At 57.1% G+C, this 24,530-nt stretch carries 23 protein-coding genes; 15 read left to right on the top strand and 8 right to left on the bottom strand.

What is annotated here, in order from left to right:
- Positions 1-53 precede the first annotated feature (53 nt).
- Positions 54-1,484: an alanine/glycine:cation symporter family protein gene (locus tag CWM61_RS22710; RefSeq protein WP_100631975.1), complete on the bottom strand. Its 1,431-nt coding sequence runs from the start codon at positions 1,482-1,484 to the stop codon at positions 54-56.
- Positions 1,485-1,686: 202 nt separating this feature from the next.
- On the opposite strand from CWM61_RS22710, the gene tal reads away from it, so the two are divergent.
- The 3 genes from tal (at position 1,687) to CWM61_RS22695 (ending at position 4,751) form a co-directional block, all read left to right on the top strand.
- A complete protein-coding gene (gene tal, locus CWM61_RS22705) occupies positions 1,687-2,640 on the top strand; it encodes a transaldolase (protein ID WP_061155827.1) in 954 nt (317 codons plus the stop codon).
- A 99-nt stretch (positions 2,641-2,739) separates the two neighbouring features.
- Positions 2,740-3,327, top strand: a complete 588-nt coding sequence (gene mog / locus CWM61_RS22700; RefSeq protein ID WP_008807503.1) for a molybdopterin adenylyltransferase — start codon at positions 2,740-2,742, stop codon at positions 3,325-3,327.
- A gap of 119 nt (positions 3,328-3,446) precedes the next feature.
- Complete coding sequence (locus CWM61_RS22695) at positions 3,447-4,751, top strand: MFS transporter (RefSeq protein WP_061155826.1); 1,305 nt, start codon at positions 3,447-3,449, stop codon at positions 4,749-4,751.
- A 56-nt stretch (positions 4,752-4,807) separates the two neighbouring features.
- On the opposite strand, the gene satP is transcribed toward CWM61_RS22695, so the two are convergent.
- From satP to CWM61_RS22680, 3 genes are all read right to left on the bottom strand, one after another.
- The gene (gene satP, locus CWM61_RS22690; protein WP_012542907.1) at positions 4,808-5,374 is read right to left on the bottom strand and encodes an acetate uptake transporter; all 567 of its coding nucleotides are present in this window, start codon (positions 5,372-5,374) and stop codon (positions 4,808-4,810) included.
- 88 nt (positions 5,375-5,462) lie between these two features.
- Positions 5,463-6,212, bottom strand: coding sequence for an acidic protein MsyB (gene msyB, locus CWM61_RS22685; protein WP_100631974.1), 750 nt, complete (start codon positions 6,210-6,212; stop codon positions 5,463-5,465).
- A gap of 27 nt (positions 6,213-6,239) precedes the next feature.
- The gene (locus CWM61_RS22680; RefSeq protein WP_100631973.1) at positions 6,240-6,644 is read right to left on the bottom strand and encodes a DUF2541 family protein; all 405 of its coding nucleotides are present in this window, start codon (positions 6,642-6,644) and stop codon (positions 6,240-6,242) included.
- A gap of 386 nt (positions 6,645-7,030) precedes the next feature.
- Here CWM61_RS22680 and dnaK point away from each other — a divergent pair, with 386 nt between their 5' ends.
- The 4 genes from dnaK (at position 7,031) to nhaR (ending at position 12,470) form a co-directional block, all read left to right on the top strand.
- On the top strand, positions 7,031-8,947 hold the full coding sequence (gene dnaK, locus CWM61_RS22675; RefSeq protein ID WP_100631972.1) for a molecular chaperone DnaK: 1,917 nt from the start codon (positions 7,031-7,033) through the stop codon (positions 8,945-8,947).
- A gap of 87 nt (positions 8,948-9,034) precedes the next feature.
- On the top strand, positions 9,035-10,168 hold the full coding sequence (gene dnaJ / locus CWM61_RS22670) for a molecular chaperone DnaJ (RefSeq protein ID WP_008807497.1): 1,134 nt from the start codon (positions 9,035-9,037) through the stop codon (positions 10,166-10,168).
- A gap of 175 nt (positions 10,169-10,343) precedes the next feature.
- Positions 10,344-11,519 carry a Na+/H+ antiporter NhaA gene (gene nhaA, locus CWM61_RS22665; protein ID WP_100632000.1) on the top strand — a complete coding sequence of 392 codons (1,176 nt, stop codon included), beginning with the start codon at positions 10,344-10,346 and terminating at the stop codon, positions 11,517-11,519.
- A gap of 54 nt (positions 11,520-11,573) precedes the next feature.
- Positions 11,574-12,470, top strand: coding sequence for a transcriptional activator NhaR (nhaR, locus tag CWM61_RS22660; protein ID WP_061155822.1), 897 nt, complete (start codon positions 11,574-11,576; stop codon positions 12,468-12,470).
- A 118-nt stretch (positions 12,471-12,588) separates the two neighbouring features.
- Here nhaR and rpsT read toward each other — a convergent pair whose 3' ends face one another.
- Positions 12,589-12,852 (bottom strand): 30S ribosomal protein S20, encoded by a 264-nt coding sequence (gene rpsT, locus CWM61_RS22655; RefSeq protein ID WP_003018940.1) that lies wholly within the window; start codon positions 12,850-12,852, stop codon positions 12,589-12,591.
- 329 nt (positions 12,853-13,181) lie between these two features.
- Here rpsT and ribF point away from each other — a divergent pair, with 329 nt between their 5' ends.
- The 7 genes from ribF (at position 13,182) to CWM61_RS22610 (ending at position 20,377) form a co-directional block, all read left to right on the top strand.
- Positions 13,182-14,120 carry a bifunctional riboflavin kinase/FAD synthetase gene (gene ribF, locus CWM61_RS22640; protein WP_061155821.1) on the top strand — a complete coding sequence of 313 codons (939 nt, stop codon included), beginning with the start codon at positions 13,182-13,184 and terminating at the stop codon, positions 14,118-14,120.
- Positions 14,121-14,163: 43 nt separating this feature from the next.
- The gene (ileS, locus tag CWM61_RS22635) at positions 14,164-16,980 is read left to right on the top strand and encodes an isoleucine--tRNA ligase (protein ID WP_100631999.1); all 2,817 of its coding nucleotides are present in this window, start codon (positions 14,164-14,166) and stop codon (positions 16,978-16,980) included.
- Positions 16,980-17,480 (top strand): signal peptidase II, encoded by a 501-nt coding sequence (gene lspA / locus CWM61_RS22630; protein ID WP_061155820.1) that lies wholly within the window; start codon positions 16,980-16,982, stop codon positions 17,478-17,480. Before ileS ends, lspA begins: the two co-directional genes overlap by 1 nt.
- Before the next feature lie 117 nt (positions 17,481-17,597).
- Positions 17,598-18,047: an FKBP-type peptidyl-prolyl cis-trans isomerase gene (fkpB, locus tag CWM61_RS22625; protein WP_061155819.1), complete on the top strand. Its 450-nt coding sequence runs from the start codon at positions 17,598-17,600 to the stop codon at positions 18,045-18,047.
- Between the two features lies 1 nt (position 18,048).
- Positions 18,049-18,999 carry a 4-hydroxy-3-methylbut-2-enyl diphosphate reductase gene (ispH, locus tag CWM61_RS22620; RefSeq protein ID WP_074387103.1) on the top strand — a complete coding sequence of 317 codons (951 nt, stop codon included), beginning with the start codon at positions 18,049-18,051 and terminating at the stop codon, positions 18,997-18,999.
- 67 nt (positions 19,000-19,066) lie between these two features.
- A complete protein-coding gene (gene rihC, locus CWM61_RS22615; RefSeq protein WP_002887981.1) occupies positions 19,067-19,981 on the top strand; it encodes a ribonucleoside hydrolase RihC in 915 nt (304 codons plus the stop codon).
- Positions 19,982-20,011: 30 nt separating this feature from the next.
- On the top strand, positions 20,012-20,377 hold the full coding sequence (locus tag CWM61_RS22610; RefSeq protein WP_100631971.1) for a DUF805 domain-containing protein: 366 nt from the start codon (positions 20,012-20,014) through the stop codon (positions 20,375-20,377).
- On the opposite strand, the gene CWM61_RS22605 is transcribed toward CWM61_RS22610, so the two are convergent.
- Complete coding sequence (locus CWM61_RS22605) at positions 20,325-21,254, bottom strand: LysR family transcriptional regulator (protein WP_074387102.1); 930 nt, start codon at positions 21,252-21,254, stop codon at positions 20,325-20,327. The genes CWM61_RS22610 and CWM61_RS22605 overlap by 53 nt on opposite strands.
- 92 nt (positions 21,255-21,346) lie before the next feature.
- Here CWM61_RS22605 and CWM61_RS22600 point away from each other — a divergent pair, with 92 nt between their 5' ends.
- Positions 21,347-21,976, top strand: coding sequence for a hypothetical protein (locus CWM61_RS22600; protein ID WP_074387101.1), 630 nt, complete (start codon positions 21,347-21,349; stop codon positions 21,974-21,976).
- A 5-nt stretch (positions 21,977-21,981) separates the two neighbouring features.
- Here the strand turns inward: CWM61_RS22600 and CWM61_RS22595 are convergent, their stop codons facing one another.
- Both CWM61_RS22595 and CWM61_RS22590 read right to left on the bottom strand, forming a co-directional pair.
- The gene (locus CWM61_RS22595) at positions 21,982-22,686 is read right to left on the bottom strand and encodes a response regulator (protein WP_074387100.1); all 705 of its coding nucleotides are present in this window, start codon (positions 22,684-22,686) and stop codon (positions 21,982-21,984) included.
- Entirely contained in the window at positions 22,679-24,307 is a 1,629-nt protein-coding gene (locus CWM61_RS22590) for a sensor histidine kinase (RefSeq protein ID WP_100631998.1), read from the bottom strand. Before CWM61_RS22590 ends, CWM61_RS22595 begins: the two co-directional genes overlap by 8 nt.
- Between the last annotated feature and the right edge of the window lie 223 nt (positions 24,308-24,530).

Genomic DNA, 24,530 nt, shown 5'->3' with positions numbered 1-24,530 from the left:
ACGAATTTTAACAAAAAAAGTGCATGGTGGGATCGATAGCTGCGATTGCCGCGCTATTCGCGCGGCAGTTCATTCCAGGCGCCCGGGGCCAGCTGCTGGTGAATATCCGGGTAGCGGGCCGCATCGAAAGTGGGCTGGATGCCCAGCCGCCGCTGGCGCAGATAATCGCTGGCGATAATCCGCACCGTCGGGGAGAGCAGCAGGATGGCTGTCAGGTTGGTCATCGCCATCATCGCCATGATGATATCCGCACTCTGCCAGACGACGGGCAGGCTAACCAGGGTTCCCAGCAGCACCATCAGGACGGTGAGTATACGCAGCGCCCAGATATAGCGCGGCTTGTCCAGACGCAGAAAGACCAGATTATTTTCTGCATACACGTAGTTGGCCACGATAGAGCTAAAGGCGAACAGCAGCACGATGAGGGCGATAAAATCCGCTCCCCAGCCGCCGATCAGCACGCTCATTGCGTGTTGCAAGTCCTGAATACCATTGAGCGTATATTCATTGTCGGGGCGCGGCGCCAGCATGACGATAATCGCGCTGGCAGTACAGATCACGATGGTATCGATAAACACGCCAATCATCTGTACGATCCCCTGCGCTGCCGGATGCGGCGGCCAGGAGGCGGCGGCCGCGGCGGCGTTAGGCGAAGAACCCATCCCTGCTTCATTGGAGAACATGCCGCGCTGGAAGCCGCTGGTCAGCGCCTGGCTGATGGAGTAGCCCACCGCGCCGGCGGCAGCTTCCTGCCAGCCGAAGGCGCAGCGAAAGATGGTGGCAAAAATGGTCGGCAGGGCGGTGATGTGCCACAGGCCGATGAGCAAGCTGGTGGCGATCCACAGCAGCGCCATGACGGGCACCAGCCACTGCATCAGGCGCGCCACGCCGCGCAGGCCACGGAGAATGGCCAGGAAAACGAAAATGGCCAGCACGCCGCCGCTGACTGCCGCCGGCAGATCGAACGCATAGTGCAGGGCATGGGCCACCGAGTTAGCCTGCACGGTGTTGAAGATAAATCCATAGGCCAGCAGCAGGAGGATCGAAAACAGAACGCCCATCCAGCGCATGCCGAGGCCGCGCGCCATATACCACGCCGGGCCACCGCGAAACTGCCCCTGGCTGTCGCGCTCTTTGTATAGCTGGGCAAGGGAACACTCAGCGAAGCTGCTGGCCATGCCGAGCAGGGCGGAAACCCACATCCAGAATACGGCTCCAGGCCCGCCGGCGGCGATCGCCAGCGTCACCCCGGCAAGGTTGCCGCTGCCGACCCGGGCGGCAAGACTGGTACAGAGCGCCTGGAAGGACGTTAAACCACCCGGCTGCGGTTGCAGGCTTTTTTTCAGACTGCGGCCGAATTTGCGCACGTAGCGGAACTGAATACCCCGGGTTTGCCAGCTAAACCAGATACCCGCGCCCAGTAACAGATAAATCATCACTGAGCCCCAGAGTATTTCATTGATAAATGAGAGAAAATCAGGCATTAAACATCCTCTTGTCCATGCCGGTACGCTTGTGTAAGCGTTACCAATTAAGTGACAATCCTTTCGCTTTCAGCAAATTAAGCGGCGCAGTTTATCACACTCTGCGCTCTTCTCTCGTCGGCGGTTGCGCTGACCCGGCAGCGTGTTATCATCTGGGCAGACCGGTTACATCCCCTTAACTGCTGTTTAAGAGAAATATATCATGACGGATAAATTAACTTCTCTGCGTCAGTACACCACTGTCGTCGCTGACACCGGAGATATTGCGGCAATGAAGCTGTATCAGCCTCAGGATGCCACCACTAACCCTTCCCTGATTCTCGGCGCGGCTCAGATCCCTGAGTACCGTAAGCTGATTGACGACGCTGTGGCCTGGGCACGTAGCCAGAGCAGCGATCGCGCGCAGCAGATCCTCGATGCTTCCGACAAGCTGGCGGTGAACATCGGTCTCGAAATCCTGAAGCTGATCCCGGGCCGCATTTCTACCGAAGTGGATGCACGCCTCTCCTATGACACTGAAGCGTCTATCGCGAAAGCCAAGCGCATCATCAAGCTGTATAACGACGCGGGCATCAGCAACGATCGTATTCTTATCAAGCTGGCTTCCACCTGGCAGGGCATTCGCGCTGCTGAACAGCTGGAAAAAGAAGGCATCAACTGTAACCTGACGCTGCTGTTCTCCTTCGCTCAGGCTCGCGCTTGCGCCGAAGCGGGCGTCTTCCTGATTTCGCCGTTTGTGGGCCGTATCCTCGACTGGTACAAAGCGAACACCGACAAGAAAGAGTACGCGCCGGCAGAAGATCCGGGCGTGGTTTCCGTTAGCGAAATCTACGAATACTACAAGCAGCACGGCTATGAAACCGTAGTGATGGGCGCCAGCTTCCGTAACGTTGGCGAAATCCTGGAACTGGCCGGCTGTGACCGCCTGACCATCGCTCCGGCGCTGCTGAAAGAGCTGTCTGAAAGCGAAGGCGCGATTGAGCGTAAACTGGTTTATACCGGTGAAGTGAAAGCGCGTCCGGAACGTATTACCGAATCTGAATTCCTGTGGCAGCATAACCAGGATCCGATGGCGGTAGACAAACTGGCGGAAGGTATCCGTAAGTTTGCGATCGACCAGGAAAAACTGGAAAAAATGATCGGCGAACTGCTGTAATCCCGCAGGTGGCCGACGCCCGTCGGCCACATTACACTGTCTGTCCCGTCTCCGGCAGTGTATCATTTCGTTTAACGCCACAGTTTGAACGGAATAACCATGAATACCTTACGAATCGGCTTAGTTTCCATCTCCGATCGCGCCTCCAGCGGCGTCTATCAGGATAAAGGCATCCCGGCACTGGAAGAGTGGCTGGCGCGTGCCCTCACCACCCCTTTCGAACTGCAAACCCGCCTGATTCCGGATGAGCAGGTGATCATTGAGCAAACGCTGTGCGAACTGGTTGACGAGATGGGGTGCCATCTGGTGCTGACCACCGGCGGAACCGGCCCTGCGCGTCGCGATGTGACGCCTGACGCAACGCTGGCGATTGCCGATCGCGAGATGCCGGGCTTCGGCGAGCAAATGCGCCAGGTTAGCCTACACTTTGTGCCGACGGCTATCCTTTCCCGGCAGGTCGGGGTGATCCGCAAGCAGGCGCTGATCCTTAACCTTCCCGGACAACCGAAAGCGATTCAGGAAACCCTCGAAGGGGTAAAAGATGCTGACGGCAAGGTTCTGGTGCACGGTATTTTTGCAAGTGTACCTTATTGTGTACAGTTGCTCGAGGGCCCTTATGTCGAAACTGATGGCCGTGTGGTAGAAGCATTTCGTCCAAAGAGCGCCAGGCGCGAAACTTTATCCTGAATTTGATGCATTTGTGACATAACCTGCATCGCTGATGGTGTGCCGTTTTATTTACGATATAGTGCTGTTTACTTTACACGCTATAAAACACGCTGCACACCTCAGGATGAAATCGCGTTATGTCATATGCAAACCGACCGCTCAACCGCCAGGATTATAAAACGCTGACGCTGGCCGCCCTTGGCGGCGCGCTGGAGTTTTATGACTTTATCATCTTCGTTTTCTTCGCCGCCGTCGTCGGCGAACTCTTCTTCCCCGCTGATATTCCGGAATGGCTGCGCCAGGTGCAGACCTTTGGCATTTTCGCCGCTGGTTATCTGGCGCGCCCGCTGGGAGGGATCATCATGGCCCACTTTGGCGATCTGGTGGGACGCAAGAAAATGTTCACCCTCAGCATCCTGCTGATGGCGTTGCCGACCCTGGCGATTGGCCTGCTGCCGACCTATAGCTCGGTGGGCATTGCTGCGCCGTTGCTGTTGCTGCTGATGCGTATTCTGCAGGGGGCGGCAATCGGCGGCGAGGTTCCTGGCGCCTGGGTGTTTGTCGCTGAGCATGTCCCGGAAAAACGCATTGGTATCGCCTGCGGTACGCTGACGGCCGGCCTGACGGTTGGCATTCTGTTGGGGTCGGTGGTGGCGACGCTTATCAACACCAGCCTGACGCCGCAGGGGATCCACGACGGCGGCTGGCGGATCCCCTTTCTGCTGGGCGGTGTATTTGGTCTGATTGCGATGTATCTGCGTCGCTGGCTGCAGGAGACGCCGATTTTTCTTGAGATGCAGCAGCGTAAAGCGCTGGCGCAGGAGCTGCCGGTAAAAGCGGTGGCGCTCAAGCACCAGAAGGCGGTGGTGGTCTCTATGCTGCTGACCTGGCTGCTGTCGGCGGGCGTGGTGGTGGTGATCCTGATGTCGCCGGTCTGGTTGCAGAAACACTATGGCTTTGCGCCGGCGATTACCCTGCAGGCTAATAGCATCGCCACGATTATGTTGTGCATCGGCTGTCTGCTCGCCGGGCTGGCGGCGGACCGCTTTGGCGCCAGCCGGACTTTCATCGTCGGCAGCCTGCTGCTGGCGGTTGCCAGCTGGGCATTTTACCACCTTTCCGGCGCCAGCCCGCAGCGGCTGTTTCTGCTCTACGGCACGGTGGGGCTCTGCGTCGGGGTGGTAGGGGCGGTGCCTTATGTCATGGTGCGGGCCTTCCCGGCTGAAGTGCGCTTCACCGGCATCTCATTTTCCTACAACCTGTCGTACGCGATCTTTGGCGGCCTGACGCCGATTGCGGTCACCATGCTGATGGGCGTGTCGCCGATGGCGCCAGCCTGGTATGTGCTGGCCCTCTCGCTGATGGGGTTAGGATTAGGTATCTGGCTGCGTCAGGGGCTGACGGCGTCGGCGGGATTGCCGGAAGGGGAACTGCAGCGTTGAGTCTGGTCTACCGATGATGACCTGCCGCCGCCCTGTGACAGGACGGCGGCGGACGATTAACGTGGTTCGCCGATCGGCAGCACGGTGCGGCCGAACTGCTCGTTCAGCACTTCACCCATCGCCAGGTAAATAGCGCTGGCGCCACAAACCAGGCCGACCCAGCCAGCGACTTTCACAATGCCTTCGTTATCCACCAGATGACCAATCGCCAGCAGCGCGAACAACACGGTCAGGCTCAGGAAGACAAACTGCAGCATGCGGGCTGCTTTCAGGGTGCCAAAGAACATAAACAGGGTAAAGACGCCCCACAGGCCGAGGTACATGCCGAGGAAGTGCGCGTTAGGCGCTTCCGCCAGACCCATTTTCGGCATCAGGAGGATAGCCACCAGCGTCAGCCAGAAGCTGCCGTAGGAGGTAAAAGCGGTTAAGCCAAAGGTGTTGCCTTTCTTGTATTCAAGCAGGCCGGCAAAAATTTGCGCAATGCCGCCGTAAAAAATGCCCATCGCCAGGATAGCTACATCGAATGCGAACAGGCCGCTATTCGCCAGGTTAAGCAGAATAGTGGTCATGCCGAAGCCCATAAGGCCCAGCGGTGCCGGATTAGCCAACTTAGTGTTGCCCATAATTCCTCAAAATTATCATTAAAAGGGAAGCATTACCCCGCGACTTGGCGGCGGGGCGCGGCATAATAATGAGGCGCTGAAGGGCTGTCTATGATCTGGCGGGGTATTTTTCACCAATTTCTGTTGCGCCCGGCGGCGGCTGGATCATTTGCCGTAAACAGGCAATATGCAGGACCGCAGGGATGGTGACCCGGTAAGCGCTGCCGCTCACCGCTTTGACGCTGTTCAGCGCGGCGCCGAGCGGCCCGCCCAGCCCGGCGCCGCGCACCAGACCATGACCAATAACGCTTACGGCGGCATGGGTGCGCAGAATGGCGGTTAAGCGCTCGTCCAGCAACAGGGCGACCCCTTCGCTTAGCTTGCGGTGCCTCAGCAGATGGGGCAACAGATTTTCCAGCTCATGGCTCCGGCAATCCACCGCGGCAAGAAATTGTGCCTTTTGCTCCGCATCCAGCTTATTCCAGCTGTGCTGCAGGAAATGTTCCAGTAACTGCTGTTCGATCTGCGGCGTCGTCATCTGTTTGTCGACCTTCGCCTTCAGCCGTTTACACACATCCAGCAGGATCGCGCGATAAAATTTGCCGTGGCGGCGTAGGGTGTTGGCGATGCTGTCGCCGCCAAAATGCTGTAGCTCTCCGGCAATCAGCTGCCAGTTGCGGCGATAGCGTTCAGGGTGGCCCTCCATTGCTAAAAAGGTCTCGTTGCGCAGCAGCGTGCTGGAGAGGCGGGGTTTGCCGTTATCGCCGTGGGTCAGAATACGGGTAAAAGCTTCCAGATGCGCCTCGCTGCACTCAGGAAGAAAGGCCAGATCGTCATCTGCCAGATAGTTAATATGCATAAATCATCCCTCCTCAGGATAACGAGGTTAGTCGTCGCCGATAATTTTTAATGAGGCCATATCTGAGGAGTGGACCGTGTGGCCGGAGAAGGCGATTTTCTTCACACAGCGTTTGCTGTCGTTATCGCTATTGATGTTGATCCAGCCGGAGGTGCTGCCCTCGTTGATCCCGGCTGGCACGCTCAGACTGTGGCTGGCGCCGCGGCTGGCCTTAAAGTAGACCGTCGCCCCGGAGAGCTGTACATCGCCGCGTTCGGCGCTGAGCTGAATGCGTTTGACGACCCGACAGACCGGGAGTTTCAGCGTCAGGTCGTTGGTTTCATTGCGCGGCATGGCTACCACACCGAGGATTTTATGGTCGTTGGCGGCCGCCGAGGTGATAAACGATAAGCCGAGGATAAGCCCCGCGGAAATCCGGAATAGTGGTTTCATCAATATGTCCCCTGAATAAGTAAAGTGCGACGGCGAGGGATATTATCACCAGGGGCGTGGGGCCATTAGCGCGCAAGTATTGCGGGTTATGTCAATGATATTATGAATATATTTTGTTTTTACATTCATCATTTATATATGCATTTCGCTGCCTCTTTTGGCGCCTGACAATGTCGATCGGGACGCTTTTCACGACTCAAGTCGGGGCCCGGTGCAAAAAATTTTTAGGCTTGCCCCTTGATGCCGGGGTGGGCGACCCCATCTTGTAGTCAACCGCAGTGAAGAACCTGAAAAAAAATGATGTCTGGGCAGTTGAAACCGCACGTTTCGCCCTTATTACAGGTTCACAACCACATGTTGATCGAATTTTTAGTGGAGACGTTTAGATGGGTAAAATTATTGGTATCGACCTGGGTACTACCAACTCTTGTGTAGCGATTATGGATGGCACTACTGCACGCGTGCTGGAGAACGCCGAAGGCGATCGCACCACGCCTTCTATCATTGCCTATACCCAGGATGGTGAAACTCTGGTTGGTCAGCCGGCTAAACGTCAGGCAGTGACAAACCCGCAAAACACCCTGTTTGCGATTAAACGCCTGATTGGCCGCCGCTTCCAGGACGAAGAAGTTCAGCGTGACGTTTCTATCATGCCATACAAAATTGTTGCCGCAGACAATGGCGACGCATGGCTGGATGTGAAAGGCACCAAAACTGCACCGCCGCAGATCTCTGCTGAAGTGCTGAAAAAAATGAAGAAAACGGCTGAAGATTACCTGGGTGAACCGGTAACTGAAGCGGTTATCACCGTACCGGCTTACTTCAACGATGCGCAGCGTCAGGCAACCAAAGATGCCGGCCGTATCGCCGGTCTGGAAGTCAAACGTATCATCAACGAACCGACCGCGGCTGCGCTGGCTTACGGTCTGGATAAAGAAGTCGGTAACCGCACTATCGCGGTATACGACCTCGGCGGTGGTACTTTCGATATCTCTATTATCGAAATCGACGAAGTTGACGGCGAAAAAACCTTCGAAGTACTGGCGACCAATGGTGATACCCACCTGGGCGGTGAAGACTTCGATACGCGTCTGATCAACTACCTCGTTGATGAGTTCAAGAAAGATCAGGGCATTGACCTGCGTAACGACCCGCTGGCCATGCAGCGCCTGAAAGAAGCCGCTGAGAAAGCGAAGATCGAACTGTCTTCTGCTCAGCAGACCGACGTTAACCTGCCGTATATCACTGCAGATGCGACCGGTCCGAAACACATGAACATCAAAGTGACTCGCGCGAAACTGGAAAGCCTGGTAGAAGATCTGGTTAACCGTTCCATCGAACCGCTGAAAGTGGCCCTGCAGGATGCCGGTCTGTCCGTTTCCGATATCAACGACGTTATCCTCGTTGGTGGTCAGACTCGTATGCCGATGGTGCAGAAGAAAGTGGCTGAGTTCTTCGGTAAAGAGCCGCGTAAAGACGTTAACCCGGATGAAGCTGTGGCGATCGGCGCAGCGGTTCAGGGTGGTGTACTGACGGGTGAAGTTAAAGACGTTCTGCTGCTGGACGTTACCCCGCTGTCGCTGGGTATCGAAACCATGGGCGGCGTGATGACAGCGCTTATCAACAAAAACACCACTATCCCGACCAAGCACAGCCAGGTGTTCTCTACCGCAGAAGACAACCAGTCTGCGGTAACCATCCATGTGCTGCAGGGTGAGCGTAAACGCGCGTCTGATAACAAATCACTGGGTCAGTTCAACCTGGATGGTATTAACCCGGCGCCGCGCGGTATGCCGCAGATCGAAGTCACCTTCGACATCGATGCTGACGGTATCCTGCACGTTTCCGCGAAAGACAAAAACAGCGGTAAAGAGCAGAAGATCACCATCAAGGCGTCTTCCGGTCTGAATGAAGAAGAAATTCAGAAAATGGTTCGCGAAGCAGAAGCTAACGCCGAATCTGACCGTAAGTTCGAAGAGCTGGTACAGACCCGTAACCAGGGCGACCATCTGCTGCACAGCACTCGCAAGCAGGTTGAAGAAGCAGGCGACAAACTGCCGGCTGATGACAAAACGGCTATCGAGTCTGCGCTGACTGCGCTGGAAACTTCCCTGAAAGGCGAAGACAAAGCGGACATCGAAGCGAAAATGCAGGCGCTGGCGCAGGCTTCTCAGAAGCTGATGGAAATTGCTCAGCAGCAGCACGCTCAGCAGCAGGCGGGTTCCGCTGACGCTCAGGCGAGCAACGCGAAAGACGACGATGTTGTCGACGCTGAGTTCGAAGAAGTGAAAGATAAAAAATAATCGCCCTTTGAACGGGTAAAACACTGGCACGGGCGAAGAGGTTTCCTCTCCGCCCGTGCACGCATGTTAAGGGGCTGAAAAACACCGATGGCAAAGCAAGATTACTACGAGATTTTAGGCGTCTCCAAAACAGCGGAAGAGCGTGAAATCAAAAAGGCTTACAAGCGCCTGGCCATGAAGTATCACCCGGACCGCAATCAGGGTGATAAAGAGGCCGAAGCAAAGTTTAAAGAAATCAAAGAAGCGTATGAAATCCTGACTGATGCCCAGAAGCGTGCGGCCTACGATCAGTATGGCCATGCGGCCTTTGAGCAGGGCGGCATGGGCGGCGGCGGCGGTTTTGGCGGCGGTGCGGATTTCAGCGATATCTTTGGTGATGTCTTCGGCGATATCTTTGGCGGCGGACGTGGCCGTCAGCGCGCGGCGCGCGGCGCCGATCTCCGTTACAACATGGAGCTGACGCTGGAAGAAGCGGTGCGTGGCGTCACCAAAGAGATCCGTATTCCAACGCTGGAAGAGTGCGACGTCTGTCACGGCAGCGGCGCCAAGGCCGGCAGCAAGCCGCAGACCTGTCCGACCTGTCATGGCGCAGGCCAGGTGCAGATGCGTCAGGGCTTCTTTGCGGTACAGCAGACCTGCCCGCACTGTCAGGGACGCGGTACGCTGATTAAAGATCCATGCAACAAATGCCATGGCCACGGGCGCGTAGAGAAAACGAAAACCCTGTCGGTTAAAATTCCGGCAGGTGTGGATACCGGCGATCGGATCCGTCTGGCGGGCGAAGGCGAAGCCGGTGAGCATGGCGCCCCGGCAGGGGATCTGTACGTTCAGGTCCAGGTGAAGCAGCACGCTATCTTTGAGCGTGAAGGCAATAACCTGTACTGCGAAGTCCCGATCAACTTCACGATGGCGGCGCTGGGTGGTGAGATTGAAGTGCCGACGCTCGATGGCCGCGTTAGCCTGAAAGTGCCGGGTGAAACCCAGACCGGCAAGCTGTTCCGCATGCGTGGCAAAGGCGTAAAATCCGTTCGCGGCGGCGCCCAGGGCGATCTGCTGTGCCGCGTGGTGGTGGAGACGCCGGTAGGGCTGAACGAGAAGCAGAAGCAGCTGCTGAAAGAGCTGCAGGAGAGCTTCGGCGGTCCGACCGGGGAAAACAACAGCCCGCGTTCGAAAAGCTTCTTTGACGGTGTGAAGAAATTCTTCGACGACCTGACCCGCTAATTGCGCTTTTACTGATATCCGGCCCGGGCCTTGCTGCCCGGGTTTTTTTTGCCTTATGCCTCCTCTTTTATTCGTAAAAAACGAATGTTAAAGCAATTTAAATCTGATTTTTTCGAATTATCAGTGTGTGTATTATGCTTTTATCGAGTTATTCACCAACAGGATGAAAGTAAAAGTGAAACATCTGCAACGATTCTTTAGTAGCGATGCTTCCGGCGGCATTGTCTTAATCATTGCCGCCGTGCTGGCGATGGTGATGGCCAATACCAGCGTGACCAGCGGTCTGTATCACTCCTTCCTTGATACGCCAGTCCAGCTGCGTGTAGGGACGCTGGAGATCAATAAGAACATGCTGTTATGGATCAATGATGCCCTGATGGCGGTGTTCTTTTTACTGATTGGCCTGGAGGTCAAACGTGAGCTGATTCAGGGCTCGCTGGCAAGCCGCCGTCAGGCGGTGTTTCCGGTGATTGCCGCCCTCGGCGGGATGGTTGTGCCAGCGCTGGTCTATCTGGCTTTTAACGCTCAGGATCCTGTCGCCAGAGAGGGGTGGGCGATCCCGGCGGCGACGGATATTGCCTTTGCCCTCGGTGTGCTGGCGCTGTTAGGGAGCCGGGTACCGACGGCGCTGAAGATTTTCCTGATGGCGCTGGCGATTATTGATGACCTCGGGGCTATCGTGATTATCGCGCTGTTTTATACCCACGACCTGTCCATGCTCTCGCTGGGCGTGGCGGCGGCGGCGATCGCGGTGCTGGTGGCCCTGAACCTCAGTGGCGTGCGGCGTACCGGGATCTATATTCTGGTTGGCGCGGTGCTGTGGACGGCGGTGCTGAAGTCTGGCGTTCATGCGACCCTTGCCGGGGTGATCGTCGGCTTTATGATCCCGCTCGAGGAAAAGCATGGCAAGTCACCAGCCAAAGCGCTTGAGCATGTTCTGCACCCGTGGGTCGCGTTTATGATCCTGCCGCTGTTCGCCTTCGCTAACGCTGGGGTTTCGCTGCAGGGGGTCACCCTTGCCGGACTGACGTCACTTCTGCCGCTGGGCATCATGGCTGGGCTGTTTATCGGCAAGCCGCTGGGGATCAGCCTGTTCTGCTGGCTGGCGCTGAAGCTGAAGTGGGCATCGCTGCCGGAGGGGACCACCTGCAAGCAGATCATGGCGGTGGGTATTCTGTGTGGGATTGGCTTTACGATGTCGATTTTCATTGCCACCCTGGCCTTTGGCAGCGTCGACCCCGCGTTGATCAACTGGGCCAAGCTTGGCATCCTGATCGGCTCAGTGCTATCAGCGGTCGTCGGATACCTCATACTGCGTCAGCGCGTGACGGATACTCGCCTCGCGGTATAACCTTTCTGCAGGAGAGCCTGCGTGGCTCTCCTGGACATTATCAGGGAGAGAAGCATGTCACATATCAACTACAACCATCTGTACTACTTCTGGCACGTGTATAAAGAAGGATCCGTCGTTGGCGCGGCGGAGGCGTTGTTTCTGACGCCGCAGACGATTACCGGGCAGATCAAAGCCCTGGAAGAGCGCCTGCAGGGTAAGTTGTTTAAGCGAAAAGGAAGGGGACTGGAGCCGAGCGAACTGGGCGAACTGGTCTTCCGCTATGCCGACCGCATGTTTACCCTGAGCCAGGAGATGCTCGACATCGTCAACTACCGCAAAGAGTCGAATCTGCTGTTTGATGTTGGCGTCGCTGATGCCTTATCCAAGCGGCTGGTCAGCGGCGTGCTGGATGCCGCTGTCGTCGAGAGTGAGCAGATCCATCTGCGCTGTTTTGAATCCACCCATGAACTGCTGCTGGAGCAACTGAGCCAGCATAAGCTCGATATGATTATCTCTGACTGTCCGATCGACTCGACGCAGCAGGAAGGGCTATTTTCGGTGAAGATTGGCGAGTGCAGCGTCAGCTTCTGGTGCATGAACCCGGCGCCGACGAAGCCGTTTCCGGCCTGTCTGGAGGAGCGACGGCTGCTGATCCCCGGTCGGCGTTCGATGCTGGGACGTAAACTGCTGAACTGGATTAACGTACAGGGCCTGAAGGTGGAGATCCTCGGTGAGTTTGACGATGCGGCGCTCATGAAAGCCTTCGGTGCCGCACATAATGCGATATTTGTCGCGCCGACGCTCTACGCGCATGATTTCTACCACGATGAATCGATTATCGAGATTGGCCGCATGGATAGCGTGATGGAGGAGTATCACGCCATCTTTGCCGAACGGATGATTCAGCATCCGGCGGTACAGCGCATTTGTAATCGCGATTATTCGTCACTGTTTACCGAACCCCGATAGCCTGCAGGCGTGGGCTGGCGTAGCTCGGGTCGCGCCAGTGCGCGCTACCGGGGAAGATGACAGGCATAAAAAAACCCGCTTTCGCGGGTTTCTTTAACAAAGTTCAGCAAGCAGGCGATTAAGCCAGTTTGTTGATCTGTGCAGTCAGGTTTGCTTTATGACGCGCAGCTTTGTTTTTGTGGATCAGACCTTTAGCAGCCTGACGGTCCACGATTGGTTGCATTTCGTTAAATGCTTTCAGTGCAGTAGCTTTGTCGCCAGCTTCGATCGCTGCGTATACTTTCTTGATGAAAGTACGCATCATAGAGCGACGGCTTGCGTTGTGCTTGCGAGCCTTTTCAGACTGAACGGCGCGCTTCTTAGCTGATTTGATATTAGCCAAGGTCCAACTCCCAAATGTGTTCTATATGGACAATTCAAAGGCCGAGGAATATGCCCGTTTAGCCTTCTTTTGTCAATGGATTTGTGCAAATAAGCGCCGTTTAACACCACAGCGCTTCATTACGTAGTGATGGCGCAAGATTCTACCAGCTTGTTGCAGGCGAATACAGCTTTTCCACCATAAAAATCGCGGGGCAGGGGCAGTTTTCCGGCTTTCTCTCGCTGAGTGAATGAATTCCTGAGAACTTTCTTTGCCGAGGCGCAATCGTTGGTTAACGTTGACAGTTGTACAAGGTATACTCGGACGATTTTCACTGTTTTGAGCCAGACATGAAGCTGATACGCGGCATACATAATCTCAGTCAGGCGCCGCACGGGTGCGTGCTGACCATTGGCAATTTTGACGGCGTGCATCGCGGGCATCAGGCACTGTTGCAGCGGTTGCGCGAAGAGGGCCGCCAGCGCGGTTTACCGGTGGTGGTGATGATTTTCGAACCCCAGCCGCTGGAGCTATTTGCCGCCGATAAAGCCCCGGCGCGGTTAACCCGACTGCGTGAGAAGCTGAGCTATCTGGCAGAAAGCGGGGTCGACTATGTGCTGTGCGTGCGGTTTGACCGCCGTTTCGCCGCGCTGACCGCGCAGGATTTTATCAGTGAACTGCTGGTGCGCCGCCTGGGTGTGCAGTTCCTTGCCGTCGGTGATGATTTCCGCTTTGGCGCTGGTCGCCAGGGGGATTTCTTGTTATTGCAAAAGGCCGGAGCGGAATACGGCTTCGACGTGACCAGCACCCAGACCTTCTGCGAGGGTGGGGTGCGTATCAGCAGTACGGCGGTGCGCCAGGCGCTGGCCGATGACGATCTCCTGCTGGCGGAGACGCTGCTGGGCCATCCGTTTAGCATCTCCGGACGCGTCGTTCATGGTGATGAACTGGGCCGTACCATAGGTTTTCCGACGGCGAACTTACCGCTGCGTCGTCAGGTTTCCCCGGTTAAAGGGGTCTATGCGGTAGAAGTAACAGGGCTGGGCGACAAACCGATAGCGGGCGTCGCCAATATTGGCACCCGTCCAACGGTATCGGGGGTGCGTCAGCAGCTTGAAGTACATTTGTTGGACGTTGTAATGGACCTCTACGGTCGCCATATCAATGTAGTACTGCGTAAAAAAATACGTAATGAGCAGCGGTTTGCGTCGCTGGACGAGCTGAAGGCGCAAATCGCACGTGATGAGTTAACGGCCCGCGAATTATTTGGGCTCACCAGGCTGGCCTGAGCCACTGGTGTTTATCAAACCGAAATACGGAACCGAGAATCTGATGAGTGACTATAAATCGACCCTGAATTTGCCGGAAACAGGGTTCCCTATGCGTGGCGACCTCGCCAAACGCGAACCGGGAATGCTGGCGCGTTGGACCGATGATGACCTGTACGGCATCATTCGTGCAGCCAAAAAAGGCAAAAAAACCTTCATTCTGCATGATGGCCCTCCTTATGCGAATGGCAGCATTCATATTGGTCACTCGGTTAACAAGATTCTGAAAGACATTATCGTTAAGTCCAAAGGACTGACGGGCTATGACTCGCCGTACGTTCCGGGCTGGGACTGTCACGGTCTGCCGATCGAACTGAAAGTCGAGCAGCAATACGGTAAGCCGGGTGAGAAATTCACCGCCGCTGAATTCCGCGCCAAGTGCCGTGAATATGCCGCTGAGCAGATCGACGGTCAGCGTAAAGACTTTATCCGCCTGGGCGTGCTGGGCGACTGGTCGCGTCCGTACCTGACCATGGACTTCAAAACCGAAGCCAACATCATCCGTGCGCTGGGTAAAATCATCGGCAACGGTCACCTGCATAAAGGCGCTAAGCCGGTGCACTGGTGCGTTGACTGCCGTTCCGCGCTGGCGGAAGCGGAAGTGGAGTATTACGACAAAACGTCTCCGTCTATCGACGTGGCGTTCCACGCGGTAGATAAAGCCGCGGTACTGGCGAAATTCGGCGTGGCCGACGTCAACGGCCCGGTGTCGCTGGTTATCTGGACCACCACGCCGTGGACCCTGCCGGCTAACCGCGCCATCTCTCTGTCGCCGGAATTCGACTATGCGCTGGTGCAGGTTGACGGTCAGGCGCTGATCCTGGCGAAAGATCTGGTTGAGAGCGTGATGAAGCGCATCGGCGCGACGGATTACCGCATCCTGGCGGCGGTACAAGGCGCTGAGCTTGAACTGATGCGCTTTAAGCATCCGTTCCTCGATTTCGAAGTGCCGGCGATCCTTGGCGACCACGTGACGCTGGACGCGGGTACCGGTGCGGTGCATACCGCCGGCGGCCACGGTCCGGACGACTACACCATCAGCCAGAAATACGGTCTGGAAATCGCCAACCCGGTTGGCCCGGACGGTGCTTACCTGCCTGGTACCTATCCGTCTCTGGATGGCATCAATGTCTTCAAAGCCAACGACATCATCGTTGAGATGCTGCGTGACAGCGGCGCGCTGCTGCACGTGGAAAAAATGCAGCACAGCTATCCGTGCTGCTGGCGCCACAAATCACCGATCATCTTCCGCGCCACCCCGCAGTGGTTCGTGAGCATGGATCAGAAAGGTCTGCGCGCGCAGTCGCTGAAAGAGATCAAAGGCGTGCAGTGGATCCCGGACTGGGGCCAGGCGCGTATCGAATCGATGGTCGCTAACCGTCCTGACTGGTGTATCTCCCGTCAGCGTACCTGGGGCGTGCCGATGTCGCTGTTCGTGCACAAAGAAACCCACGAACTGCACCCGCGTACCCTCGAACTGATGGAAGAAGTGGCGAAACGCGTTGAAGTTGACGGCATCCAGGCGTGGTGGGATCTCGATTCCCGCGACATCCTTGGCGCTGACGCCGACAGCTACGAGAAAGTGCCGGATACCCTCGACGTCTGGTTTGACTCCGGGTCGACCCACTCTTCCGTGGTTGATGTGCGTCCGGAATTCGCCGGTCACGCCGCGGACATGTATCTGGAAGGCTCTGACCAGCATCGCGGCTGGTTCATGTCTTCACTGATGATCTCCACGGCGATGAAAGGCAAAGCGCCATATCGCCAGGTACTGACCCACGGCTTCACCGTCGACGGCCAGGGCCGCAAAATGTCCAAGTCTATCGGTAACACCGTTAGCCCGCAGGACGTGATGAACAAGCTGGGCGCCGATATCCTGCGTCTGTGGGTGGCCTCCACCGACTACACCGGCGAAATGGCGGTCTCCGATGAGATCCTCAAACGCGCCGCGGACAGCTATCGTCGTATCCGTAACACCGCGCGCTTCCTGCTGGCGAACCTGAACGGTTTCGATCCAGCGAAAGACATGGTTAAACCGGAAGAGATGGTGGTGCTGGACCGCTGGGCGGTCGGCTGTGCGCAGGCGGCACAGGAAGATATCCTGAAAGCCTACGAATCCTACGACTTCCATGAAGTGGTACAGCGCCTGATGCGCTTCTGCTCCATCGAGATGGGCTCGTTCTACCTCGACATCATCAAAGACCGCCAGTACACCGCGAAAGCGGACAGCGTGGCGCGTCGCAGCTGCCAGACTGCGCTGTTCCACATCGTGGAAGCGCTGGTGCGCTGGATGGCGCCGATCATGTCCTTCACCGCGGACGAAATCTGGGGCTATCTGCCGGGCGATCGTGAGAAATATGTCTTCACCGGCGAGTGGTATGAAGGTCTGTTCGGCCTGGCCGACGACGAAGCGATGAACGACGGTTTCTGGGATGAGCTGCTGAAGGTGCGCGGCGAAGTCAACAAGGTGATCGAGCAGGCGCGTGCGGATAAGAAAGTCGGCGGCTCTCTGGAAGCGGCGGTCACGCTGTATGCCGATGCCGACCTGGCGGCCAAGCTCAACGCGCTGGGCGATGAATTACGATTTGTCCTGTTGACCTCCGGCGCCAACGTTGCCGATTATGCCCAGGCGCCGGCTGATGCCTGGCAGAGCGATCTGCTGAAAGGGCTGAAAGTGGTCCTGAGCAAAGCCGAGGGCGAGAAGTGCCCACGCTGCTGGCATTACACCAGCGACGTCGGCAAGGTAGCGGAACACGCAGAAATCTGCGGTCGCTGTGTCAGTAACGTCGCCGGTGACGGCGAGCAACGTAAATTCGCCTGATGAGTAAATCGATCTGTTCAACGGGGCTACGCTGGCTGTGGGTCGTCGTAGCCGTGCTGATTATCGATCTGGGTAGCAAATTCCTGATCCTCCAGAACTTCGCTCTGGGGGAGACGGTTCCGCTGTTCCCGTCGCTTAATCTGCATTATGCCCGCAACTATGGCGCGGCGTTTAGTTTCCTCGCCGACAGCGGCGGCTGGCAGCGCTGGTTCTTTTCCGGGATCGCGCTCGGCATTTGTGTGGTACTGACGGTACTGATGTACCGTTCGAAGGCGACGCAAAAGCTGAACAATATTGCCTACGCCCTGATTATCGGTGGTGCGTTGGGTAACTTGTTCGATCGCCTGTGGCACGGCTTCGTGGTCGATATGATCGACTTCTACGTCGGCGACTGGCATTTCGCCACCTTCAACCTCGCCGATAGTGCGATCTGCATCGGCGCAGCGCTGATTGTGCTGGAAGGTTTCTTGCCGAAACCGGCCGCGAAAGAGCAGGCGTAAATGTCAATGCCGGGTGGCGCTACGCTTACCCGGCCTACAGAATTTGTGGCCGCCCGTCGGCCCGGTTAGCATAGCGCCACCGGGCAACCGGTGACCTAAAACAAGCGAGCAATTTGCATGTCTAAATCCGTACAGAGCAACAGCGCGGTACTGGTGCACTTCACACTGAAACTGGACGACGGCTCCACCGCCGAGTCCACGCGCAGCAACGGCAAACCGGCGCTGTTTCGCCTCGGCGACACCTCTCTGTCTGAAGGGCTGGAGCAACAGCTTCTCGGTCTGAAAGAGGGGGAGAAAAAAGCCTTTTCGCTGGAGCCTGACGCCGCCTTCGGCGTAACGAGCCCGGACCTGATTCAGTATTTCTCTCGCCGTGAGTTTATCGACGCTGGCGAGCCGGAAATCGGCGCGATTATGCTCTTTACCGCAATGGATGGCAGCGAAATGCCTGGCGTGATCCGCGAAGTCAACGGCGATTCCATCACCGTCGACTTCAACCATCCGCTGGCCGGGCGCACCGTTCATTTTGATATTGAAGTGCTGGAGATCGATCCGGCGCTGGAGGAGTAACATGCAGATCCTGTTGGCTAACCCGCGCGGTTTTTGCGCTGGCGTTGACCGCGCTATCAGCATTGTAGAAAACGCGCTGACGCTGTATGGCGCACCGATTTATGTTCGCCATGAAGTGGTGCACAACCGCTATGTCGTGGATAGCCTGCGCAAGCGCGGCGCCATTTTTATCGAACAGATCAGCGAAGTGCCGGACGGCGCGATCCTGATTTTCTCCGCCCATGGCGTTTCGCAGGCGGTACGCAACGAAGCGAAGAGCCGCGACCTGACGGTGTTCGATGCCACCTGTCCGCTGGTGACGAAAGTCCATATGGAAGTCGCCCGCGCCAGCCGCCGCGGCGAAGAGTCGATTCTGATTGGCCACGCCGGCCACCCGGAAGTCGAAGGCACTATGGGGCAGTATAATAACCCGGAAGGGGGCATGTACCTGGTCGAGTCGCCGGAAGACGTGTTGACGCTGGAAGTCAAAAATGACGCCCGGCTGTCGTTTATGACCCAGACCACGCTCTCCGTCGACGATACGTCTGACGTTATTGACGCCCTGCGCGCGCGTTTTCCGAAAATCGTCGGTCCGCGCAAAGATGACATTTGCTATGCCACCACCAATCGCCAGGAAGCCGTGCGCGCGCTGGCGGAGCAGGCTGACGTGGTGCTGGTGGTCGGGTCGAAAAACTCCTCAAACTCTAACCGCCTCGCCGAGCTGGCGCAGCGAATGGGCAAAGCGGCTTACCTGATTGACGACGCCTCTGATATTCAGGAAGCGTGGGTCAAGGATGCGGCCTGCGTCGGCGTGACAGCGGGCGCATCGGCGCCGGATATTCTGGTGCAGAACGTCATTACCCGCCTGCAGGAGCTGGGCGGCGGCGAAGCCGTGCCACTGGAAGGCCGGGAAGAGAATATCGTCTTTGAAGTGCCGAAAGAGCTGCGTGTGGATGTCCGTGAAGTAGAGTAAGTTCTTTCCTCCAGCAGTATGAGAAGATGCCAGACTTAACGTCTGGCATTTTTTTTAGGGAGAAACCATGCGCTTACCGATCATTCTTGATACTGACCCGGGCATCGACGATGCTGCCGCCATTGCCGCGGCGCTGTTCGCGCCCGAGCTGGACCTGCAACTGATGACCACCGTGGCGGGCAATGTCTCGGTGGAGAAGACGACTCGTAACGCGCTGCAGCTGCTGCACTTCTGGAATGCCGATGTGCCGCTGGCGCAGGGAGCGTCGATGCCGCTGGTACGTCCGTTACGCGACGCCGCCTCGGTGCATGGCGAATCCGGCATGGAGGGGTATGACTTTGTTGAGCATCAACGTCAACCGCTGGCGAAGCCGGCCTTCCAGGCGATCCGCGATGCGCTGATGCACGCTGCCGAGCCGATCACCCTGGTGGCGATTGGTCCGCTGACTAATATTGCGCTGCTGCTGACCCAGTATCCGGAATGTGTGTTCAATATTCGCCGACTGGTGATCATGGGCGGTTCCGCGGGGCGGGGCAATTTCACGCCGAATGCGGAATTCAATATCGCTATCGACCCGGAAGCCGCTGCGAAAGTATTCCACAGCGGGCTGGAGATTGTGATGTGCGGGCTGGACGTCACCAACCGGGCGCTGCTGGCGGCAGATTACCTGGCGACGCTACCGACGCTGAACCAGACCGGTAAAATGCTTCATGCCCTGTTTAGTCACTATCGCAGCGGCAGCATGAGCAGTGGTTTGCGAATGCACGATCTCTGCGCTATTGCGTGGCTGGCGCGCCCGGAACTGTTCACTCTCCAGCCGTGCTTTGTGGCGGTGGAGACGCAGGGGACCTGGACCGCGGGCACCACGGTGGTGGATATCGAAGGACGACTGGGTCAGCCGGCGAACGCCCAGGTGGCGCTCGATATCGACGTGGAAGGGTTTCAGCGCTGGGCAGCGGAGGTGATTGCCCTGGCGCCGTGATAAATCACTCGATTTTCAAGGAAAGAAGCAATGACCTGTGGACAGGCGTATTTGAGCGGCTGGAAAGAGACCTTTAATTTTAGCGGCCGCGCCAGCCGGCAGCAGTTCTGGACGTTTTTTCTCATCAATGTATTGATCGCCACTACGCCGCTGGCGGCCTGGTGTCTGGCCACCCTTGTTGACCCTCACTACGGCATCCTCAGCTTTGTTGTCATTCCCTTTGCCGCGCTCTGGCTGCTGTTGATGGCGATCCCCCTGCTGGCGATCGGTTGTCGGCGGATGCATGATATCGGCCGCTCCGGGATCTGGTTTGTGTTGGGGGTTATCATTCCGTGGTTTGCAATTATTTCGCTGGCTCTGTGCTGCCTGCGTTCAGCGCCGGCACCGTCTCGCTGAGATAATCAATCATCGCCCGCATCCTGGCGGGCATATGTTTATCTCCCGCCCACAGCAGCCACAGGTCGCCGGAGTAGCTGCTGATGAATTCCCACTCGGGCAGCACCTGCACGATATCGCCCTTTGCCAGCGCCTCACGGGCGGTGAACAGCGGCAGACTGCCAATGCCCAGATGCTGCTTAACCGCGTCGAGGCGTACGGCGGTATGGTTGGCGGCGTACCGCCCGTAGGTTTGCACGGTTTCGCTTTTCCCTTCCCGGCGGAACTTCCAGCGCGCATCGGCGGGCGTTTCGCCAAGGCTGATGCAGCTATGCGCGCGCAGATCCTGCGGCGTGTGCGGCATACCGTGCCGTTGTAAATACGCCTCAGTGGCGCAGATAACGTGCCTGATTGGCATCAGCGGTTTGCCATGCAGACCAGGGGAAGGGGTATCGGTGATGCGCAGCGCCAAATCAATACCGTCATCGATAAAATCCAGAGGGCGATCTTCCAGCCGCAGGCAGACGTCAACCTGCGGGTAGCGGTGGAAAAACGCCATCATCAGCGGGTGGATCACAAAGCGGCCGACGGCTTTCGGTACGCTGAGCGTCAGCTTTCCCTGAGCGACCGTTTGGCGACTGCTGGCGGAATCTATCGCCTGCCGCGCCGCTTCCAGCATCTGCTGGGCATGCTGATACACCGTTTCCCCGGCATTGCTCAGTCGCAGTTTGCGGGTGGTTCGATGCAGCAGCTTGCTGCCCATCTCCCGCTCCAGTCGCGACACGCTGCGGCTCACGGCGGAGGGCGTCAGGCCGCTCTGGCGGGCGACGGCGGAAAAGCTGCCCTGGTCGACTATCTGGACGAAGAGGGCGAGGTCCGGCAGGAGGTTCAGATTCATTTGTGCTCCTGGAGCAAAAGTGCATTGGCGGGTGGTGGGATTATCGCTGTCGATATTATCAATATACTGGTCGGACAGAGAGGAGAATCACCATGACTGAACGAGTTTATTACACCAGCGATGCTACCGACGGGCGCGCCCAGATCATCGCCTGCACTGCAGAAGCGGATGGCCGTTACGCCATCGAACTGGATCGGACGTTGTTTCACCCGCAAGGAGGCGGTCAACCGGCAGACCGCGGCTGGATCGCCGGGCAGGTGGTTGAGACGGTTATTGTGCGCGGCGACAGCGTGCTGCATATCCTGTCGCAACCGCTTCCCCTCGGTGACGTGGAGATGAAAATTGATGCCTCCGCGAGACAGCTGCATGCCCGTCTGCATTCTGCCGGCCACCTGCTTGGCCTGGCGGGCGAACAGCTTGGCTGGCAACCGGTGAAAGCGCACCACTGGCCCGGCGAAGGGCGGATAACCTTCACCAGCAGGAACAATGCCGCGCTGCCGGACGCCAGCGCGCTGTTGACGCCGGTGAAGGCCTGGCAGGCGCAGGACTTACCGCGTCAGGTGACGTTCGCTGATGGCCTACGCCAGGTGGGATTTGGCGAAATGCCCGCTTATCCCTGCGGTGGCACCCACGTCGCCCGTCTGGCGGAGCTGGGCGACGTCGTCGTCAGCCAGCTTAAAATGAAGAAGGGGCAACTGGTGGTCAGCTATACCCTGGCGTAAGCGTTTTATCTCTGCTCAGGATGGGTCTGCTTGCCGTGGTAGATGCGCTCAGGTCGGCCAACCTTGCCGTAGCTGATTTCCGCTTCCAGAAAGTCGTTCTTCACGCCTTGCTCCAGATAACGGCGGGCGGTGGTTTTGCTGCTGCCGAGGATACGGGCCAGCGAGTCGGCGGTATGTACCACCGACGGGTCGGCAAACAGCTGGAGTACGCGCTGAAAGGTGCTTTCATCGATCCCGCGCAGCGGTGCGCTGGTGGGTTCCGTTTGCTCCCGAGCCTGAATATTAAACAGCGCGTCGACATGGATCTGGCTGGCCTGTTCGCTGGAGCGCAGCGAGCTACGATAGCGGGCAAAGCGCTCCAGCGTGTGCTGCAGGCGCTGATAGTGCACCGGCTTAATCAGGTAATCGAACACCCCAAGACGCAGCGCTTCGCTGATGGTATCCATGTGATTATCTGCGGTAATAAAGATAATCCGTCCCTTGTAATGCGTACTGACAGCATGGCGGATCAGATCGATACCTTTGCCGTCGGGTAAAAAATTATCCAGCAGGATCAGCTGCGGTTGATACAGCCTGAGCTGTTTCCTGGCGCTCTCAAGCTTATCCGCAATGCCAATGACGTCGAACTGGGGAAACTGTTTAATGTTATCCACCAGGATCTCCGCCAGCATAGGTTCGTCTTCAACGATAAGAGTAGTGATGCTATCCATGATGTTCATCTCGGGTCAGGGGGATATAAAGCGTAAAGATGGTGCCAAAGGGAATATTATTTTCGACGACAATGTTGCCGCCGGCCTGTTCCACATAGCTGCGTACCAGCCAGAGTCCGATACCATGATCTTTGCTGGTGCTGCTGGTAACGCCGCGCTCGAAGATCCTGTCGCGCAGCGCCTCGTCAATGCCGCATCCCTGGTCGGCGATCTCAATGATCACTTCGTGACCGTCGCTGTTGATCAGGCATTCTATCTGCCTTGACCCCTGCGGCTGACGCAGGCTGGCATTGTAGGCGTTATCAAGCAGATTCCCCACGATCGAGATCCATTCATTGTGAGAAAGGGCGGTGGGTAATCTGTCAACGAAGCAGGCCGGATCGAAAACCAGCTCCAGACCGAGCTCTTTGGCCCGGTAATACTTGCCGATCAACAGTCCGGCCAGATGGTTATCCTGGAAATTCCGCGCGATAAAATCGATCACCTTCTGGTGACTTTCCGACTGCTGTTGGATCAGGTCCAGCGCATGATCGTAGCGTTTAAGAAACAGCAGGCCAGCGATAGTGGAGATCAGATTGCGATGCTCATGCTGCACGGCGCGCAGGTTATCGGCGTACTGTTGCACCTGGCTGAGCTGCAGGCTAAGGGTGTTGATATCGTCTTTGCTGCGAAAGCTGATCACCCAACCCTGTGGCTCATTGTTTAAGATCACCGCCATCCGGCTGGCGATCACTTTGATCTGATTGAAGGTGACGATTTCGTCTTTTTTATTGGCCTGTGGCGCATCGTAGAAAAAGGTCTCCTGCGAGATAACGCTGTTGATCCCTTTGCCGATAAGCGTGGTTTCCGGTTGGCTCAAATTGAGCAGGCGGCGGGCAGTCTGATTAATTGCAGTGATTTTATAACCGGAGTCGATGGCGATCAGCCCTTCGAATACCGATTCAAACAACACGCTTTGCTGGATCAACAGCTGTGACAGCTGTTGGGGTTCCATATTGAGCATCTGCTTTTTGATATGCAGTGAGAAGCGGCGGGCGCAATAGAGCAGGAGCAGTAACATGATGGCCATCGGGATCAGCAGCGAGCTTATCTGCAGGCTGAGCCAGTTCTCCAGTTGCTCGATGGTATAGCCTACCGACACAATGCCGATCACCTTGCCGGTCTCGTCCTGAATCGGCGATTTACCGCGCAACGAGGATCCCAGCGAGCCTTTGCGCACTGACACGTAGCTTTTGGCGTTTATCAACGCCTCATCGCTATCGCCGCCTTCCATCGATTTGCCGATTTCATCAGGATTGACGTGATAGAGGCGCTGGCCGCTGGCATCACCGACGGTGATGTAGGTGGCGTCGGAGAACGAACGCATGGGGTCGATAAGGGCTTTGATTCTGGCGAGATCGCGTTTCTGTACCGCCTCCACCAGCTCCGGCATCGCCGAAATCTGCATCGCCTGAATCAGCGCCCGTTGTCCGACCTGATAATGCAGACGCTCCTCGGTAATGTCTGTCAGATACCATGACATCGCCAGCATGACGATCGTCGAGGTGAATAAGATCAGCAGGAAGATGCGATTCTGAAACGATCGCCTGGCAAACCAGAGGGTGATTTTTCGGGTGTACATTGGGTAGATAGACATTAAATTGTTATTCTCCCCGTTTTGCGCCCCCGGCGCCGACAGGTGGAGCACAGAACAGAAAATTTCAGACATGTGCCCGGCCCCGTCATGCCAGGTGTGGGTATCAAATCAGCCCGGAGGCGGGGCGACAGCCACACCTCCGGGAAGGATGCCGGCCTACATCGCCAGCACGTACTTGAGCATCACCCCGGCGGCGATCGCCGAGCCG

The organism is Klebsiella sp. K-Nf6, assembly GCF_002806655.1.
GTDB lineage: Bacteria > Pseudomonadota > Gammaproteobacteria > Enterobacterales > Enterobacteriaceae > Klebsiella > Klebsiella variicola.
Note: the sequence above shows the minus strand (reverse complement) of the source record. Positions and strands in the feature narration are given on the sequence as shown.

What these genes read in the sequence shown, in the direction of transcription:
- CWM61_RS22590 (WP_100631998.1), bottom strand. Translation starts at nt 24,307, where the DNA reads ATGTACACCCGAAAAATCACCCTCTGGTTTGCCAGGCGATCGTTTCAG.
- nhaR (WP_061155822.1), top strand. Translation starts at nt 11,574, where the DNA reads ATGTCACATATCAACTACAACCATCTGTACTACTTCTGGCACGTGTAT.
- CWM61_RS22680 (WP_100631973.1), bottom strand. Translation starts at nt 6,644, where the DNA reads ATGAAACCACTATTCCGGATTTCCGCGGGGCTTATCCTCGGCTTATCG.
- rihC (WP_002887981.1), top strand. Translation starts at nt 19,067, where the DNA reads ATGCGCTTACCGATCATTCTTGATACTGACCCGGGCATCGACGATGCT.
- tal (WP_061155827.1), top strand. Translation starts at nt 1,687, where the DNA reads ATGACGGATAAATTAACTTCTCTGCGTCAGTACACCACTGTCGTCGCT.
- mog (WP_008807503.1), top strand. Translation starts at nt 2,740, where the DNA reads ATGAATACCTTACGAATCGGCTTAGTTTCCATCTCCGATCGCGCCTCC.
- CWM61_RS22610 (WP_100631971.1), top strand. Translation starts at nt 20,012, where the DNA reads ATGACCTGTGGACAGGCGTATTTGAGCGGCTGGAAAGAGACCTTTAAT.
- CWM61_RS22600 (WP_074387101.1), top strand. Translation starts at nt 21,347, where the DNA reads ATGACTGAACGAGTTTATTACACCAGCGATGCTACCGACGGGCGCGCC.
- satP (WP_012542907.1), bottom strand. Translation starts at nt 5,374, where the DNA reads ATGGGCAACACTAAGTTGGCTAATCCGGCACCGCTGGGCCTTATGGGC.
- msyB (WP_100631974.1), bottom strand. Translation starts at nt 6,212, where the DNA reads ATGCATATTAACTATCTGGCAGATGACGATCTGGCCTTTCTTCCTGAG.
- dnaK (WP_100631972.1), top strand. Translation starts at nt 7,031, where the DNA reads ATGGGTAAAATTATTGGTATCGACCTGGGTACTACCAACTCTTGTGTA.
- CWM61_RS22605 (WP_074387102.1), bottom strand. Translation starts at nt 21,254, where the DNA reads ATGAATCTGAACCTCCTGCCGGACCTCGCCCTCTTCGTCCAGATAGTC.
- dnaJ (WP_008807497.1), top strand. Translation starts at nt 9,035, where the DNA reads ATGGCAAAGCAAGATTACTACGAGATTTTAGGCGTCTCCAAAACAGCG.
- lspA (WP_061155820.1), top strand. Translation starts at nt 16,980, where the DNA reads ATGAGTAAATCGATCTGTTCAACGGGGCTACGCTGGCTGTGGGTCGTC.
- ileS (WP_100631999.1), top strand. Translation starts at nt 14,164, where the DNA reads ATGAGTGACTATAAATCGACCCTGAATTTGCCGGAAACAGGGTTCCCT.
- fkpB (WP_061155819.1), top strand. Translation starts at nt 17,598, where the DNA reads ATGTCTAAATCCGTACAGAGCAACAGCGCGGTACTGGTGCACTTCACA.
- CWM61_RS22695 (WP_061155826.1), top strand. Translation starts at nt 3,447, where the DNA reads ATGTCATATGCAAACCGACCGCTCAACCGCCAGGATTATAAAACGCTG.
- CWM61_RS22710 (WP_100631975.1), bottom strand. Translation starts at nt 1,484, where the DNA reads ATGCCTGATTTTCTCTCATTTATCAATGAAATACTCTGGGGCTCAGTG.
- CWM61_RS22595 (WP_074387100.1), bottom strand. Translation starts at nt 22,686, where the DNA reads ATGGATAGCATCACTACTCTTATCGTTGAAGACGAACCTATGCTGGCG.
- ribF (WP_061155821.1), top strand. Translation starts at nt 13,182, where the DNA reads ATGAAGCTGATACGCGGCATACATAATCTCAGTCAGGCGCCGCACGGG.
- ispH (WP_074387103.1), top strand. Translation starts at nt 18,049, where the DNA reads ATGCAGATCCTGTTGGCTAACCCGCGCGGTTTTTGCGCTGGCGTTGAC.